Source organism: Thermohalobacter berrensis, from assembly GCF_003609645.1.
GTDB lineage: Bacteria > Bacillota > Clostridia > Tissierellales > Thermohalobacteraceae > Thermohalobacter > Thermohalobacter berrensis.
Genome location: NZ_MCIB01000001.1, coordinates 1 through 17237 on the forward strand (window position 1 = coordinate 1; position 17237 = coordinate 17237).

At 28.5% G+C, this 17237-nt stretch carries 19 protein-coding genes, 1 pseudogene and 1 riboswitch; of the genes and pseudogenes, 17 read left to right on the plus strand and 3 right to left on the minus strand.

The window, feature by feature from the left end:
- Positions 1 to 231: 231 nt before the first annotated feature.
- The 5 genes from BET03_RS00005 (at position 232) to thiT (ending at position 6294) form a co-directional block, all read left to right on the plus strand.
- Positions 232 to 990 (plus strand): transposase, encoded by a 759-nt coding sequence (locus tag BET03_RS00005; RefSeq protein WP_120165941.1) that lies wholly within the window; start codon positions 232 to 234, stop codon positions 988 to 990.
- 433 nt (positions 991 to 1423) lie between these two features.
- Positions 1424 to 3538: a BglG family transcription antiterminator gene (locus tag BET03_RS00010; RefSeq protein WP_120165943.1), complete on the plus strand. Its 2115-nt coding sequence runs from the start codon at positions 1424 to 1426 to the stop codon at positions 3536 to 3538.
- Positions 3539 to 3576: 38 nt separating this feature from the next.
- Positions 3577 to 3861, plus strand: coding sequence for a PTS sugar transporter subunit IIB (locus BET03_RS00015; protein WP_120165945.1), 285 nt, complete (start codon positions 3577 to 3579; stop codon positions 3859 to 3861).
- 68 nt (positions 3862 to 3929) lie between these two features.
- Positions 3930 to 5189 (plus strand): PTS ascorbate transporter subunit IIC, encoded by a 1260-nt coding sequence (locus BET03_RS00020; protein ID WP_120165947.1) that lies wholly within the window; start codon positions 3930 to 3932, stop codon positions 5187 to 5189.
- Positions 5190 to 5529: 340 nt separating this feature from the next.
- A riboswitch (TPP riboswitch) is annotated at positions 5530 to 5635 on the plus strand.
- A gap of 101 nt (positions 5636 to 5736) precedes the next feature.
- Positions 5737 to 6294, plus strand: a complete 558-nt coding sequence (thiT, locus tag BET03_RS00025; RefSeq protein WP_120165949.1) for an energy-coupled thiamine transporter ThiT — start codon at positions 5737 to 5739, stop codon at positions 6292 to 6294.
- Between the two features lie 174 nt (positions 6295 to 6468).
- Here thiT and BET03_RS00030 read toward each other — a convergent pair whose 3' ends face one another.
- The gene (locus BET03_RS00030) at positions 6469 to 7842 is read right to left on the minus strand and encodes an MATE family efflux transporter (RefSeq protein ID WP_120165951.1); all 1374 of its coding nucleotides are present in this window, start codon (positions 7840 to 7842) and stop codon (positions 6469 to 6471) included.
- 287 nt (positions 7843 to 8129) lie between these two features.
- On the opposite strand from BET03_RS00030, the gene BET03_RS00035 reads away from it, so the two are divergent.
- The 10 genes and pseudogenes from BET03_RS00035 to uvsE all read left to right on the plus strand — a co-directional run bounded on the left by BET03_RS00035 (position 8130) and on the right by uvsE (position 15334).
- Positions 8130 to 8981: a GNAT family N-acetyltransferase gene (locus tag BET03_RS00035; RefSeq protein ID WP_120165953.1), complete on the plus strand. Its 852-nt coding sequence runs from the start codon at positions 8130 to 8132 to the stop codon at positions 8979 to 8981.
- A gap of 25 nt (positions 8982 to 9006) precedes the next feature.
- The gene (locus BET03_RS00040) at positions 9007 to 9789 is read left to right on the plus strand and encodes a GNAT family N-acetyltransferase (protein ID WP_183108642.1); all 783 of its coding nucleotides are present in this window, start codon (positions 9007 to 9009) and stop codon (positions 9787 to 9789) included.
- A gap of 131 nt (positions 9790 to 9920) precedes the next feature.
- The gene (locus BET03_RS00045; RefSeq protein WP_120165959.1) at positions 9921 to 10670 is read left to right on the plus strand and encodes an Mrp/NBP35 family ATP-binding protein; all 750 of its coding nucleotides are present in this window, start codon (positions 9921 to 9923) and stop codon (positions 10668 to 10670) included.
- Positions 10671 to 10681: 11 nt separating this feature from the next.
- Entirely contained in the window at positions 10682 to 11059 is a 378-nt protein-coding gene (locus BET03_RS00050) for a NifB/NifX family molybdenum-iron cluster-binding protein (RefSeq protein WP_120165961.1), read from the plus strand.
- A complete protein-coding gene (locus tag BET03_RS00055; RefSeq protein WP_120165963.1) occupies positions 11059 to 11895 on the plus strand; it encodes an ATP-binding protein in 837 nt (278 codons plus the stop codon). The genes BET03_RS00050 and BET03_RS00055 overlap by 1 nt, the downstream gene beginning before the upstream one ends.
- Positions 11896 to 12750 carry an ATP-binding protein gene (locus tag BET03_RS00060; RefSeq protein ID WP_120165965.1) on the plus strand — a complete coding sequence of 285 codons (855 nt, stop codon included), beginning with the start codon at positions 11896 to 11898 and terminating at the stop codon, positions 12748 to 12750. It abuts the gene before it with no gap.
- 12 nt (positions 12751 to 12762) lie between these two features.
- Positions 12763 to 13119, plus strand: coding sequence for a NifB/NifX family molybdenum-iron cluster-binding protein (locus tag BET03_RS00065; RefSeq protein WP_120165967.1), 357 nt, complete (start codon positions 12763 to 12765; stop codon positions 13117 to 13119).
- Positions 13120 to 13128: 9 nt separating this feature from the next.
- Positions 13129 to 13581: a Fur family transcriptional regulator gene (locus BET03_RS00070; RefSeq protein WP_120165969.1), complete on the plus strand. Its 453-nt coding sequence runs from the start codon at positions 13129 to 13131 to the stop codon at positions 13579 to 13581.
- Between the two features lie 75 nt (positions 13582 to 13656).
- Positions 13657 to 14427 carry a nitroreductase family protein gene (locus tag BET03_RS00075; protein ID WP_120165971.1) on the plus strand — a complete coding sequence of 257 codons (771 nt, stop codon included), beginning with the start codon at positions 13657 to 13659 and terminating at the stop codon, positions 14425 to 14427.
- 11 nt (positions 14428 to 14438) lie between these two features.
- Positions 14439 to 15334: pseudogene (gene uvsE, locus BET03_RS00085) on the plus strand (UV DNA damage repair endonuclease UvsE).
- A 17-nt stretch (positions 15335 to 15351) separates the two neighbouring features.
- On the opposite strand, the gene BET03_RS13505 reads toward uvsE, so the two are convergent.
- Positions 15352 to 15516 carry a hypothetical protein gene (locus tag BET03_RS13505; protein WP_183108644.1) on the minus strand — a complete coding sequence of 55 codons (165 nt, stop codon included), beginning with the start codon at positions 15514 to 15516 and terminating at the stop codon, positions 15352 to 15354.
- Between the two features lie 133 nt (positions 15517 to 15649).
- Complete coding sequence (locus tag BET03_RS00090; RefSeq protein WP_120165977.1) at positions 15650 to 16213, minus strand: flavin reductase family protein; 564 nt, start codon at positions 16211 to 16213, stop codon at positions 15650 to 15652.
- A gap of 125 nt (positions 16214 to 16338) precedes the next feature.
- Between BET03_RS00090 and BET03_RS13510 the strand changes: the two genes are divergently transcribed.
- Together BET03_RS13510 and BET03_RS00095 are read left to right on the plus strand one after the other, a co-directional pair.
- Positions 16339 to 16515 carry a hypothetical protein gene (locus BET03_RS13510; RefSeq protein WP_183108645.1) on the plus strand — a complete coding sequence of 59 codons (177 nt, stop codon included), beginning with the start codon at positions 16339 to 16341 and terminating at the stop codon, positions 16513 to 16515.
- Between the two features lie 97 nt (positions 16516 to 16612).
- Entirely contained in the window at positions 16613 to 17236 is a 624-nt protein-coding gene (locus BET03_RS00095) for a DedA family protein (RefSeq protein ID WP_183108646.1), read from the plus strand.
- The last annotated feature ends 1 nt before the right edge of the window (position 17237 follow it).

Consider the following 17237-nt stretch of genomic DNA (forward strand, 5'->3'; position numbering starts at 1 on the left):
GAGCTTAATGTTTTATTAGGTAATGTTAGATTGTAGTTAAATGTATGTTTTGTCTGTCAATATTTGGGTATTTTTTATTATAGAAATTTATACTTTTATAAGCAAATAGATAATTATAGAAACACACAGGGAGGGTTCTTTTGTGCTATGTAGGCCTAATTGGCATACTTGTTTCCAGAACAGTGATAGGAGAACTTTATAAACATGTAAGAGAGGTGGAGTCGAGGTTTTATGCCAAGGAAAAGAAGAGAAAAAAGTATAACAGGAATATATCATGTGATGCTTAGAGGAATAAATGGACAAACAATATTTCATGATAATGAAGATTATGAAAAATTAATCAAAACATTAAAAAAGTATAAAGAAGTATGTGGTTATAAAATATATGCTTTTTGTTTTATGAGCAACCATATACACCTATTGATAAAAGAAGGAAAAGAAGATTTAGGAATAACTTTTCGAAGAATAGGAGTAAGCTATGTATATTGGTATAATAGGAAATATAGTAGAAGTGGACATTTATTTCAAGATAGGTATAAAAGTGAGGTAGTAGAGAATGATAAATATTTTTTAACAGTATTAAGGTACATACATCAAAATCCAATTAAAGCAGGCATAGAGGATGATATAGATAAATATAGATGGAGTAGTTACAATGAGTACTTAGGAAAGAACGGTATTTGTGATACAGAGTATCCATTGAAATTTTTCGCAAATGATAAAAAAAGAGCACTAGTGTTGTTTAAAGAATTTAACATTCAAGAAAACGATGATAAATGTCTCGAATATAAAAAACTAGTTAGGATAAATGATAAAGAAGCAGCAAAAATAATAATGAAAGTAGCGAAAGTTAAAAACACAACACAAATTCAGAAATTTCAAAAAGAGAGAAGAGATAAAGTAATTAGGGAATTAAGAAATAAAGGGTTATCAATAAGGCAATTAGAAAGATTAACAGGTATTAGTTTTAGCATAATAAGAAGAGTATGACACAACAGAACCGTCCCTTTGTTTATGTTTATGAAGGTCAAGATTGAAACTAAAGGATGTTTCAATCTTGACCTTTTCTAGTAAATATTAAAATATTTTTAGCAATATTTATCGAAAACAAAAGTGGAAACATTCAGAATATTAAGGGGAATGACATTGTGTAATAATGTTGAAAGCTACACAACTTCTGCAATAAAGTTTAAAATTTCCGGAATAATAGGAAGGATTAAGTTATCGAAGTATATTGTATTTTATGTAGAATGGATATAAAATTAAATTAGGAAATCGTTTTACAACGAAAATAAAGCTTATACTATAGGACACTTAGTTAAACATGAGTAAAGAATTATATTTTTATAAAAATATAATAGTTCACAATTTCCGTTAATTAAAGTGAAATTGTAATAAAACTTAAAATACAGGGAATGATGGTATGCAACTAAATAAAAGATGCATAGATATTCTTCAACGTTTAAGAAAAAGTTATGACTATATAAGAACTAAAGAATTAGCAGTTTTATATAAGGTTACACCTAGAACTATTAGATATGATTTAGATAAAATAGAAAAGTTTTTAGTGAAGAATGGATTTGAATATCTTGATAGACATCATATCAGAGGAGTTAAATTAAAAAAGCAAAAAGGTTTGGAAAATTTTATAAACAACTTTATAAACACAGAAACACCATATAAATACGTGTATTCAAAAAGTGAAAGAATTACAATCATGATATTAGAGTTGTTACAAGCTAATGAACCTTTGAAAGTAGGATATTTTGAAAAAAAGTTGTTTATATCTAGAAATACAGTATTGAAAGAATTAGATGATATTGAAAAGTGGCTTAAAAAAAGAAATCTTAACCTAATAAGAAAACCAAGGATAGGTTTGTTAATTGAAGGTAGTGAATTAGATAAAAGAAAAGCAATCATTGAATGCACTTCTGAAAATATTTCTTTGGAAGAAATATATGGATATATTAATAGAAAAATTGCTATGTCTAAGATTAATAATATTCAATTTGAATTATTATTTTCAGAAATTGATATAGATTTTTTAAATAGCTTAATAAATTATGCTGAGAATGAATTAAATAAAAAATTTAGTGATGATGGATATGGAAATATAATTAGTCATATAGCCATAATGATAAAAAGATTACAATTAAATAAAAAGATATATATACCTGATATTAATATTGAAGGAATAAAAGAATCTAAAGAGTATCAGGTATCAAAAGAAATAATAAGTAGAATTGAAGATAAATTTAATATAAAGGTTCCCAAAGTAGAACTCGATTATATAGCTTTACATTTATTGGGAGCTAAATCTTTAAAAAATAGCGAAGTGGAAGAAAATGAGCTGAGTAGTATAGTTGAAAAAATGATTGAAGAGATAGAATTCATTTATAACGTATCTTTTAAAGATCGAAATAAAATTGTTGATGATTTAGTTGTACATCTTCGACCAATGATATATAGGGTTAAGTTTGGACTACATCAAAAAAATCCATTACACAATAAGATTATTACAAACTATAAGGAATTGTTTTTAAATACAAAATCTGTAGCAAGACATTTAGAAGATTATTTAGGTACGAATATTAATGAACATGAATTATCATATATAGCTTTACACTTTGGAGCAGCTCTTCAAAATACAGTTGATAATAAAAATAAAAATGTCAAAGTTATTGTAGTTTGTGGTACAGGGATTGGAACAGCTAAGATGGTGGCATCTCAGCTTATGAAAGAGTTCAATGTAGATATAGTTGATACTATATCTAGTAGAGAGATTAGAAAGGTGGACAATGAAGACTATGATTTAATAATAAGTACAGTTGATATTTCTGAATATAGTGAAAATGATTATGTAAAAATTAGTCCTCTATTTTTAAAAAAAGATTACGAAAAACTAAAAAAATTTTTACAAACAAAATATGAAGCTAAGTTAAATAGTGATTATATTTTAGTTGATAAGTTGATGAAAACAATAGAAAAATACTGTGATATAAAAGATAGAGGATTATTAGAATATGAATTAATGTATGAACTAAAGGAAAATAGAAAACGCTTTTTTAATGAGAGGGGGACATATATGTTAAATGACCTTTTAACAAGAGAAGTAATAGATTTAAATGTTAAAGCTAGAGATTGGAAAGAAGCTATCAAGAAAGGAACTAATCTGTTATTAAAGAAAGGATGTATAACTGATAATTATGTTAGTGCAATTTTTAATAACTTTAAAGAAGTAGGGCCTTATATGGTGGTTGCTCCTGGTATAGTTTTAGCACATGCTAGACCAGAAGATGGTGTAAATAGATTAAGTATGAGTTTAGTTACTTTAAGCAATCCTGTAAAGTTTGGACATAAAACGAATGACCCTGTTAATATGATAGTAACATTTGCTGCAGTGGATAATGAAAGTCACTTAAAAGCATTATCTCAGCTTATGGAATTGCTCATGAATACTGATGACTTAAATCAAGTTATTAATGCTACTAATAAAGAAGCTGTACTATCAGTAATAAATAAATATTCAAGTAATTAATACTACTAATAAATGTATCTTATAAGGAGGTGATAAAAGTGTTTAAAATACTTGTTTGTTGTGGTTCAGGATTAGGAAGTAGTTTTATGATAGAAATGAATATAAAAAAAATATTAAAAGAATTAAACGTTGACAATGTTGAAGTAGGACATTCAGATTTATCTAGTGCTTCAGGCTCTAATGCTGATATCTATGTAGGAACAAGAGACATAGCTAGTAACTTAGAAGCTTTAGGAGATACTGTATCTTTAAATAGTATGATAGACATGAACGAATTAAGAGAGAAGCTTGTAGCAAAGCTGAAAGAAAAAGAAATTTTATAATGTATTAGTACTTTATGATAATTAGTTATGAGCTTTTTGTATAGACAAAAAAGGGGGCTTTGAAATTTATGTTTAAAATTATTCTTGATATACTAAGTGTTCCAGCTATACTAGTTGGTATTATTTCGTTAGTTGGCTTATTACTTCAAAAGAAACCTTCTTCAGATGTTTTTAAAGGAACTATTAAAACAATATTAGGATTCTTAGTTCTTGGTGGTGGAGCAGGAATAGCAGTTTCTGCGTTAGGACATTTTGGAAGCATGTTTCAGGAAGCATTTAATATGCAGGGGGTTGTACCTCATAACGAAGCTGTAGTAGCTTTAGCTTTAGAAGAGTATGGTACTAGTACAGCTCTTATTATGGCCTTTGGTATGTTAGTAAACATCTTATTTGCTAGATTCACTAGGATGAAGTATATTTTTCTTACTGGTCATCATACCCTTTATATGGCTGCTATGATAGCTGTTATTCTTATGGTAGGTGGATTAAGTGGTTTTTCACTTGTTCTTGTAGGTTCTATAGTATTAGGATTTATTATGGCATTCTTCCCTGCAATAGCTCAACCTACCATGAGAAAGATAACAGGTACAGATGATGTAGCATTTGCTCATTTTGGTACAGTTGGATACGTATTATCTGCATGGGTAGGAAATCTAGTAGGAAAAGATTCTAAATCAACTGAAGAGATGAATTTTCCTAAGAGCTTAGGATTTTTACGTGATAGTTCTGTAGCAGTAGCATTGACTATGGCCATATTTTATGTAATAGTAGCAATCGCAGCAGGCCCCGAATATGTACATGGACTAAGTGAAGGACAAAATTATATTTTATTTGCTATAATACAGGCTATTACTTTTGCAGGTGGAGTATATGTTATATTATCTGGAGTTCGTTTAATTTTAGCTGAAATAGTACCTGCATTTAAAGGTATATCTCAAAAACTTGTTCCAAATGCAAAGCCTGCATTGGATTGTCCAGTTGTATTCCCATATGCACCTAATGCTGTGTTAATTGGATTTTTATCAAGTTTCATAGGCGGAATAGTAGGTATGTTAATACTAATAGCACTTAAGACTACTATAATATTACCTGGTGTTGTACCTCATTTCTTCTGTGGAGCTACAGCTGGAGTCTTTGGTAACGCAACAGGAGGTAAAAAAGGAGCTTTCTTCGGAGCATTTGCCCATGGGTTATTAATTACTTTTCTACCTGTTTTATTAATGCCAGTATTGGGAGATTTGGGCTTTGCAAATACAACTTTTAGTGATGCTGACTTTGGGGTAGTAGGTATTATATTGGGAAATATTGTTAAGTTGTTTGTTCAGTAAAACTTTAAATACAAACACATAGGGACGGTTCTTTTGTGATATATAAGGACATTATTAAACATGAAAGAGAGATGAGAAAGTCGAGTATGGAACTCAATACTTTATAAAAGAAAAAAGAAAGAAGAGACAAAGTAATTAAGAAATAAAGGGTTATCAATAAGACAATTAGAAAGATTAACAGGCATTAGTTTTAGCAGAATAAGAAGAGTATGACACAACAGAACCGTCCCTTTGTGATGGAAAAAGTGATTTTTGATACATTTTTACTTTATAAAGACTTTACAATATTGGTTTGTATTGTTATAATTTATTAGAAATTAATAACAGATACAAATAAATATTTAAGCACTAGGGGAGCCTTTATGGCTGAGAGGAAATTTTTATATTTTCGACCCTCATAACCTGATCTAGGTAATACTAGCGAAGGGAAGTGCAGTAACTTGCTACTTTCGACTACAACCATTGCCTTAATCAGGTAATGGTTTTTTTGTATAAAAGGCTCCTCAGATATTTATTTGTATCTAAAAATAAAAAGGAGGAGTCCATTATGAATAAAATGATTAACACAAAGCTTATTGCAGAAGGCGGAGTTATGATTGGTTTAGCTACATTATTAAGTTTAATAAAGGTTTATGAAGCACCTTTTGGTGGGTCGGTAACTGCAGGAAGTATGATACCTATAATGATATTTGCAGCTAGATGGGGAATGCTACAGGGAATTTTAGTAGGCTCTATCTATGGAGTATTACAATTTATTTTAAAGCCATATTTTTATCATCCAGTACAATTTTTGCTTGATTATCCTATAGCTTTTGGGTTACTAGGTTTAGCTGGGATTATAAATATTAAAAAGAAAAATAAAGTTAACCATTTAACTTTAGGGATTGGAATATTGTTAGCAATATTAGGTAGATTTATTGCTCATTTATTATCAGGGGTTGTGTTCTTTTACGAATATGCAGGAGATATGAACCCATGGCTATATTCTACGCTTTATAATGGAAGTTATTTAGGAATTGAACTTATTGTATCACTTATTATAATTTTATTAATTTGGAAACCAGTAACTAAAATACCTAAGCCCATAAAAAGTTCAACAAATTAACCATACTAAAGTGTATACCAAAAGGGGGAATTCCACTCCATTTTCTGCTTTTGTGTACTTTTTTAAGTAGAATTAATAGCATAATATTTAGGCAAATTTAGTTCCTTTTTATGAATATGGATATAAAAAAATGGTCAGCCTGAATAATTCAATTATTCAAGTCTGACCATTTTTTTATTCTTGTGTTCTTAATTTCATTTTATAAAATACTTCTTTTAGTGTACTTCTTAACCATACTATTAGGAATATTCCCGATATTACCTCTGAAATTGGGAAGGCATACCATATCATATGTAATCCACCAATTTTACCTAATATATAGGCTAAAGGTAAAAGTAAAATTATTTGTCTAGAAAATGATAGTATTAGACTGGGAAGGCCTTTACCAATAGATTGAAAAGTAGTAGAACCAATAATAGCAGGACCTATAATAGGAAACGCTAAAGTAATTGTTTTTAATGCCCTTGTTCCAATTCTTAATAGTTCTGGGTCATCATTAAACATTCTAATTAGGTTTTCTGCAAATAGTTGGAAAATCAAAAAACCTAAAGTTGTAAATGTAAAGGCAATTATAAATCCATATTTCATAGTTTTTTTCATTCTTTCGGGTTTATTATGACCATAATTATATCCCATTATTGGCATAAATCCTTGGTTTAATCCGAAAACTGGCATAAAAACAAATGATTGAAGTCTAAAGTAAATTCCCATTACTGCAATTGCTGTTGCACTGTAACTATTTAATATAGTATTTAATCCTGCAATCATAAAAGAAGCTAAAAACTGCATAATCATAGCAGGAAAACCTACTTGATATATACCCTTTAGTATAGATAAGTCAAATTTAAAAACTTGAAAATTAAGTTTTATCTGATGATTTCCTTTAAATAGCATAAACAAAATAAAGCTACCACTTACAGCCCTTGAAAAAACAGTTGCAATTGCTGCTCCTTCAATTCCCAATTTAGGGAAAATACCTATACCAAAAATTAATAGAGGGTCAAGAATAATATTTAATATAGATCCTATAAGCATTGTTATCATAGGAATAATGGTATTTCCTTCTCCCCTTAAAATATTGTTAGATATCATAGGGATAAAAAGGGCTATTGAACCAATAAGTATAATCCTTATGTAACGGGTTCCATAATCTATAAGTACAGGATTATCAGTAAAAACACTAATTATTTGATCTGAGAATAATATTCCAAAGGTACCTATTATTAACCCATATGCTATAGAGGTTAAAATTACATGTTCTGCAACATTTGAAGCTCTTTTATCCTTACCTTGGCCAAGTAACCTTGATATTAGTGAGCTAGTACCAACCCCTGTACCAACTGCAATAGCAATTAAAACCATCTGAATTGGAAAGGCCAAAGATAAAGCTGCCAATGCGTTTTGATTTAATCTTGCAACAAATATACTATCCACTACATTATACAAAGCTTGAATAGCCATAGATAAAATAGAAGGAATAGATAGTTTAAATAATAGCGGAAGTATTGGTTCAGTACCTAGCCTATTTTCTTTTTTTGACTGATTCAAAAAGCTCCCTCCTCAACAAACCTATAACAAGTAAATACAAAAATAGGTTTTAATTGTATAGTTTACATTATACATCATAATATATGGGATGTTAATTATAAAACCTTTAAATTCCTTCTGTAAGATTAAATAATATGGTTTATATAGGAAATACTTAGTAATTATATGATTTATTAAAATTTTATAAAAAGATTGAAATTTTCGATACTTTAAAGTATAATATGGAAAAATTACAATAACATGTATTTAAGTTTCAAAGTAAATTATTTGGTAAAAGGGGGGAGGATATGGTAGTTTATAAAAATTGTAAAGAGGTTAGTGTTAACTTAGTTTATGAAGCATTTAAAAGGGGTTTTGCTGACTATATAGTAAAATTTGATATATCTAAAGAAGGCTTTATTAAGAGATTTTTAGGTCCAGAGGGTAATGATTTAAACTACTCTTTTATAGCCCTAGATAATGAAGAACCAATTGGAGTTGTCCTCGGTGGAATAAAAAAATTTGATGGGTTAAAAACAATGCGATGTGGTGCTTTATGTGTTATTCCAAGCTATAGGGGAACTGGAGTAGCTCAGAAGTTATTTAATTTACATAAAGAAACTGCTATTAAAAATAAATGCAAACAATTATTCCTTGAAGTTATTGTAGGAAATGATAGGGCAATAAATTTTTATAAAAAGCTAGGGTATGAAAAAGTATATAATTTACATTATTACATTCTTAAAGATGTTAATAAAATAAAAGGAAAATCCTTAGATGGCTTTAGTATTAAGCCTATTGAAATAGAAGATATAAAATATCTCAAAGGTAAAATGATAGATACTCATATTAATTGGCAAAATACTATGGATTACATAGAAAAACTAGATAATCAATACCACTATGGAATTTATGATAAAAGTGAATTAATTGGTGGAATTAGTATTAGTAAAACTGGTGAAATAAAGTTTCTTTGGATAGAGCCAGAATTTAGAAATAAGGGTTTAGCAACTAATCTTTCATTTTATACTGTAAAAGATTTAAAGTTAAATAAATTGTTTTGCAGTTTTCCAAATAATTCTTTATTAGAGGGATTCTTTAGAAAAAACGATTTTACAAAAAGTGAACTATCCCAATATGAAATGTATTTACCATTGTAATAATTTAAATACAAGGGGGATGGCTATGATAAGATTATTAAATGATAATGATTATAATCTATTAATGGATTATGTTAAAAGAGAAAAGGAGATAAATTTGTTTATAATAGGGGATGTAGAAAATTATGGCTTTAACCAAGATTTTCAAAAGGTTTGGGGAGATTTTGATGACAATGGCAAACTTAAAGGAGTCTTATTAAAATATCGTGATTCCTTTGTAGTATACTCTAGAGATGATTATGACTTAGAAGGTTTTTATAATATTATGATTAAGGAAGACTTTAAAATGCTTTCAGGAGAAAAAGCAATTATAGAAAGATTTGAAAAACTTCATAACTTTTCAAAAAAGCGGGAAACTTACTTTAGCAAATTAGATAGTATGGATAAACTAGAAAATAAGAACCAATTATTTTCAAAGGTTGAAAGGATTAATGAAGAAGATGCTGAAGATATAGCAAATTTATATGATTTAATAGATGAATTTACTACTGAAGTATCTGTTGAAAATTTAAAGAAAGAAATAAAAGAAGGCTTTAAAAGGGGTTACTGTATAAAAGATAAGGGAAAAATTATTTCCGTAGCTCAAACTACAGCAGAAAATAGTAGTTCTGCAATGATTGTAGGTGTTTGTACTCATCCAGACTATAGAAAAAAGGGATATGCATCAGCTTGCATGAACAAGCTTTGTAGAGAGCTTCTAAGTGAAGGAAAAACGTTATGTTTATTCTACGATAATCCAAATGCAGGAAAGATATATAAGAGATTAGGCTTTGAAGATATTGGAAAATGGCTTATGTATAACAAATAATATAGTCTTAAGGCTACATCCACGAAAGTGGATGTTTTTTTTGTGAAAAATAATTGGCATTTGACCAAAAAAGATGTATAATATTATTAGCATATGCTACAAACTATAGTGTAAAGTAAGGAGGAAGATATATGAAAAGAAATATCGGAAAAATTTTAGCTGTAATGAGTGGTAAAGGTGGTGTAGGTAAATCTTTTGTTTCTAGCCTTTTGGCTGTTAATCTTAGAAGGGAAGGTTATAAGGTTGGCATTTTAGATGCTGATATTACTGGACCTAGTATCCCTAAAATTTTTGGTGTTAATCAAAAAAGGGCTAGAGCAGATAAAGAAACATTACACCCAGTTGAAACAGTTACAAAAATAAAAGTAATGTCATTAAATCTATTAATTGATGAGGAGAATAAGCCTGTAATCTGGAGGGGCCCTATGATTTCTGGTGTAGTTAAACAGTTTTATGACAATACTGAATGGGGGGATTTAGACTATCTAATAATAGACCTACCTCCTGGAACATCAGATGTAACTTTAACAGTAATGCAATCTATTCCTGTCGATTATATGGTAGTTGTTACATCACCTCAGGATTTAGTTAATTTAATAGTTGAAAAGTCTATCCATATGAGCAAGAAAATGAATATTCCTATTTTAGGAATAGTTGAGAACATGAGCTATGGATTATGTCCTGAATGTAATAAAAAAATAAATTTATTTGGAGAAAGTAAAGCTAAAAAAGTTGCAAAAGAAATGGATTTAGACTTGTTAGTACAATTACCTATAAATCCTAAGTTAACTCAATTATGTGATGAAGGTAGAATAGAGTATTTTAATAATCAATTAACTGAATTTACATCATTAGGTGAAAGTGTATTAGAAAGAATATAGGAGGTGTAACTATGAAGATATGTCTAAGCAGTACTGGTAAAGGTATTGAAAGTAAGCTAGATATAAGGTTTGGTAGATGTCAGTATTTTGTAATAGTAGATACTGAAACAAATGAAGCTAAAGCTATATATAATAAAGGAGCTGATAGTCCACAAGGTGCTGGAGTAACAGCAGCAGATACAGTTTTAGAACAGGGAGTAGATGTAGTAATAACTGGTAATGTGGGACCAAATGCTATGAAGCTTTTATCAAAAGGAGATATAGAAATATATAAAGGAACAGAAAATTCTCTAAAAGATAACATAGAAAAGTTTAAAGAAAAATCATTAAATAAAATAACTAAATCAGTAAAGGCACATAGTGGATTAAAAAATAGGTGGGATAGATAATGAATATTTCAGTTTTAAGTGGCAAAGGTGGTACAGGAAAAACAACTATATCTACTAATCTAGCAGTAAGATTAACTACAAAAGGTTATAAAACTCAATATTTGGATTTTGATGTTGAAGAACCTAATGGATTTATTTTTCTTAAACCACAAATTAAAAATAGAGAAGATGTAGCTGTAAAAGTTCCTCAAATAGATGAAGATTTATGTAATGGTTGTGGTTTATGTGCTAAAAAATGCAATTTTAATGCTATATCAGTGGTAAAAGGTAAAGTTGTTTTGTTTGAAAAATTGTGCCATAGTTGTGGATTATGTAGTATTATATGTCCACAAAAGGCTGTCACAGAGACAGACAGAGTTATAGGAAAAATAGAGAAGGGATTTAATGGAAAATTAATAACCTATAGGGGAATTTTAAATATTGGTGAACCTATGGGAGTTCCTATAATTGAGAAATTACAAGAACAAACTAAATCAGATTATATCAATATTATAGATTCACCACCAGGTAGTTCTTGTAATGTTGTTCATTCAATAGAGGGTTCTGATTATTCAATATTAGTTACAGAACCTACTAAATTTGGACTTCATGACTTGAAAATAGCCGTAAAAGTTGTAGAGAAATTTAATATACCCTATGGAGTAGTAATTAATAAATCACAGCAAGATAATATTATTGAAGATTTTTGTAATAAAAACAATATAAAAATAATTGCCAAAATTCCATTTGACAGAAAAATAGCCCATAAATATTCAAAGGGAGATTTATTAATAAATGATGAAAAAATAGCTAGTATTTTTGATTCGATTATTTCTGAAGTAGTGGAGGTAGATTAAATGAAGACTCTAGTTGTTATAAGTGGTAAAGGAGGGACAGGTAAAACTACAATATCATCTTCATTTGCCTATTTAGCTAAAAATAAAAACATAGCAGATTGTGATGTAGAAGCCCCAAATTTGAATTTAATATTAAATAATAAGCTTATAAAAAAGGAACAATATATTGGTGGAAAAATTGCCAATATAAATAAAGTTAAGTGTATAAAATGTGGGATCTGTAAAGACAAGTGCAGATTTGGAGCAATAAACTCAAATTACGAAATAGAAGAAGCTAAATGTGAGGGGTGTGGAGTTTGTTTTAATGTATGCCCTAATAATGCTATTGAGATGATGGATGATGAAACTGGAAATATCTTATTGAGTGATATTAGTGGTGGAAAGTTTGCCTATGGAAAACTAAATATTGGAGCTGATGGTGCTGGGAAGGTAGTAACAGAAATAAGAGAGAGTTTAAAAAAATATCATAATGCTGATTTAACTATTATTGATGGCTCTCCTGGGATAGGTTGTGTAGTAATGGCATCTATAACTGGGTGTGATGCAGCAGTAGTTGTAACAGAACCAACTCAGTCTGGTTTAGATGATATGAAAAGGGTTATTTCATTGCTAGAATTTTTTGATATCAAAGCTTATGTAATTATAAATAAATATGATATAAACATAAATAAAAGTGAAGAGATAAAGAAATCCTGTAAGGAGAATGAAATTGAAGTTATAAGTGAGATTCCATTTGATAATTATGTTAATAAGGCAATAAAAGAAAACAAGCCTGTAATACTTTTTGAAGAAAGTCTAGCAGCTGAGGAAATTAAAAAGGCTTGGAATTATGTAAAAGAAGAATTAAAAATATAAGGAGGTAATAGTATGAAGGTTGCTGTAGCTGTTGATGGGAAAATAGTATCTCAACATTTTGGACATTGTGAAGGGTTTGAAATATTTCATATTAAGGATAAAAAAATAAGTAATAGAATTTTTCTTAAAAACCCAGGTCATAGACCCGGTTTTCTACCTAAATTTTTAAGTGAAAAGGCTGTAGATTTAGTAATTTCTGGTGGAATGGGTTCTACAGCCCAAATGTTGTTTAATCAGAATGGAGTAGAGGTTATAACTGGTGCAAGAGGAAATGTTGATGATGTAATTGATAGCTTTATTAATGGACAATTAGAATCTACTGATGAAGTATGTGACAAACATGAACATAGTGAGGAATGCGGAAAGTAAGGATGAAAAATGTATGAAAAAAAGATTAATTTTATAAAAAATATTTTGCATAAAAAAGGATATAAATTAACTTCCTCCCGAAAAACTGTTGTTATGTTTTTTTTAAGAAATTTAAATAAACACTTTGAACCTTTAGATATCTATGAAAAGTTAAAAAGTCAAGGGAATTCTGTTAGTTTGTCTACCATATATAGAACAGTAAGGATTTTAAAAGAATGTGATATAATTGAAGAACTTATATATGAAGATAAAAAGCTTTATGAATTAAAACTATTTGGACAAAAAAGTGTCCATGTTCATTTTAATTGTTTAAATTGCGATAAAATAAAGAACTATATAGATTCTAATATTTCTCTAGATATAATATCTAAAATAGAAGAAATAGAAAATAAATATGATTTTAAGGTTGAGAATATAGATATATTATTTTCAGGCTATTGTAAAGCTTGTAATGTTAAATAAAGCCCTTTAAGGGCTTTATTTTTTTAGGAAAAATGATAAAATATAATAAATAGCCTAAAAAAGGGGGAACTTTATATGAATAGTACTATTGATATAATTAAGAATAGGATGTCATTAAGAAAATACCAAAATAAACCTATTTCAAAAGAACACCTAGATATAATTATTGAAAGTGCAATGAGGGCTCCTACTGCAGGAAATATGATGTTATATTCCATTTTAATTGTTGAGGATGAAGAAAAAAGGGAAAAATTAAGTATAACTTGTGATAATCAGTCTTTTATTGCAAAGGCTCCTTTAGTTTTAATTTTTTTAGCTGATATGCAAAGGTGGTATGATTATTATAATTATTGTGATGTTAAAGAATATTGCAAAAGAAATCAAATTGAATTTAGAGCCCCAGATGAAGCAGACTTATTGTTGGCATCAAGCGATGCAATTATAGCTGCACAAAATGCAGTAATAGCGGCTGAATCCCTAGGAATAGGCTCTTGCTATATAGGAGATATAATGGAAAATTACGAAGTACATAAAGAAATGTTTAACCTACCAGACAAGGTGTTTCCAATAGCCATGTTATGTATGGGATATTATCCACTAGATATAAAAAGAAGGATTAAGCCTAGATTTGATAGAAAATATATAGTTTTTAATGAAAGTTATAAAAGATTAAAGAATAAAGAACTAGAAGATATGTTTAAAAATAGAAAAGTAAAGGAAAATAATAAATACAATGCAAAAAATTTTGGCCAGTATTTCTATGCTAGAAAAACAGGGGCAGATTTTGCAAAAGAAATGTCTAGGTCGGTAAAAGAGGCTCTTGAATTCTGGAAAAAAGAAATCTAAAATATTTGGGAGTGATAACAATCAGAATAGGATATGCATGTATTAATTTATCTATTGATGCAAAAACAAATAAAAGATGTTTACTAAAAAATGCAACAGAAGATAGATTAAGGGAATTAATTAGTGAAAATCTTAATGGACTAAAAAAGGTTTTGAAGTATAATATTGATAAAGGTATAAGCTTATATAGAATTACTTCAGATATCATTCCCTTTGGATCACATCCTATAAATGAAATTGAATGGTGGAATGATTTTAAAGATGATTTAATAGAAATTAAGAAATTGATTAGAAAGGGGAATATGAGAGTATCTATGCATCCCGGACAATATACAGTTTTAAATTCCCCAAAAAAACTGTAGTTGAAAATGCAATTAGAGATTTAGAATATCATTGTAGATTTTTAGATAGTATATGTGATAACTATGAGCATAAAATTATATTACATATTGGTGGAGTATATGGTGATAAAGATAAGGCTATAGAAAGATTTATTAATAATTATAAAAAATTGTCTACAAATATTAAAAGACGTTTAGTAATTGAAAATGATGAAAAAAATTATACTATTAATGATGTCTTATTAATTAGTAGTAAAATAGGAATACCAGTTGTTTTTGATAATCTTCATCACGAGATAAATGGGGATAATTCTGATATTAAAGAAATAATACTAAAATGTAGAAAAACTTGGAGAGAAAAAGATGGTCTTCAAAAGATACACTATTCCCAGCAGGCAAAAGGGAAAAAAGTAGGAAAACATTCAGACACAATTGAACCTAAAACATTTTTGAATTTTTTGAAAAAGATTAAGGGTATAGATTTAGATATAATGTTTGAAGTTAAAGATAAAAACATATCAGTTGAAAAAATACATGATATATTAAAGAATAAAGCCCATGTTTAATACATGGGCTTTAAAGCTTAATATTTCTTGAATCCAAAGCCACCAAATATGAAGAAGAAGCAGATACAAAAGATAAATATCCACCAAAATCCTCCGAAGAAGAAACCTTGTTCTTCAGCAGGCTCTCCAACTGCTACTTCTCGCTCTACCTTTTCAATAGGTGGCATAGGTCTTCTATCCATAATGTAACCTCCTTTTATATTGTAAAAATAGTTTAAATATTTAATTTTAAATTGTATTTGATTTGTATGTCTAATATATGTTATGTTGTTTTTTATTAAATTGTTACATAATAAAAGCGGCCATTTGGCCGCTTTAAGCATTGGATTTAATTGAGTATCCATGGGTTCCCATAATTTTACCAGTTTTACAATAGTTACCCTTTACATAAGAAATGAGATTTGCTTTCATTAGGTTAATATTATCATCTTCTATTAGTTCTTCATCAATATGTACGTTTATAACCTCAGCTATAAACATGTAATGTGAGCCTAAATTTTCAACTTTTCTAACCTTACATTCAATATTAACAGGACACTCTTTAATAAGAGGAGCATTTATTTTATCTGCCTCTAGCTTTGTAAGATTAAGTTCAGAAAACTTATTTAGATTTCTACCAGAGCGTACTCCACAAAAGTCAGTTTCATATACAACCCTTTCATTTGTTAGATTTACGACAAATTCTTTTGTTTCCATAATCATATCGAAGGAATGCCTTTGAGGTCTTACAGATATTGAAAGCATAGGAGGATCAGAGCATACTGTACCTATCCAAGCTATAGTAATAATATTGTCTTCACCATTTGAGTTTCTACAAGAAACCATGGCAGCAGGTACTGGATACACAAAAGTAGAAGGATTTACTTTTACCTTTTTCATAAGAATTCTCCTTTCTTTTCAATTTTAAAAATTTTAAAATATTATCTTTTAAATAGTATAGTATATTTTATCAAATATCAAAACATAATAATATTAAATTAAACTTGCAAATAAGGAGTGATAATATGGGGCAAAATGTTAATTTTCTGGAAATTAAAGAAAGATTTAAAAATGCAAGCCTAGAAGAAAAAATAAGAATATATACTACTACACAAGGACTTACAGTAGAGCAGTTTAAAGAACTTTTAAGGATGTTTCCAATACAACATTTAGATAAATTAGAAAAGGCTATGGCTATGTAAAACCCGAAATTTTCGGGTTTTTTTACTTTTAAACTTTTCAAATTTATAAATTACATATAAAATAGAAGTGTATATAGTTTTTAAAGGAGTAATGCACATGGAAACAATTATTGTTGAACTTGCAAGAAGTCTTGTTGAAAATAACAAAATATTATCATTCTTTTTTTTCTTTATATCACAAAGTCTACAGGTATTATTTCCTCCATATCCAGGAGATATGGTTTTAATACTAGAAGGTTATTTATCAGGAATAGCTGAAATTAATATTGTTTTAGTATCATTAAATGCTATTTTAGCCACATTTCTTTCATCAATATTACTATATCATATTGGTAAAAAGGAACAGGAAAAAATTTTAAAGTCAAAAATAATTAATTATTTGTTTGATACTGCAAAGGTAGATAAATTAAGAAATTTATTCGATAATTATGGTCCAGTAGCTATAATTGCTAGTAAGTTTATACCAGGAATTTACTCTGTAACTATTCTTGCTGCTGGGATATTTCAAGTTCCAAAAAGGATTGCCTACATATCAATAGCTGTTATTACTGCTTTACATCACATATTATTGATTTATTTGGGGAATTTAGTTGGTGAAAACTGGAAAGTCATTTTATATAAAATAGAAGCTTATAATAAGTATGTAATTATTTTGGCTGTTTTAGGTATATTAATATACGGGCTATTAATTTTAATAAAAAATAAATTATTTCAAGAGTAAA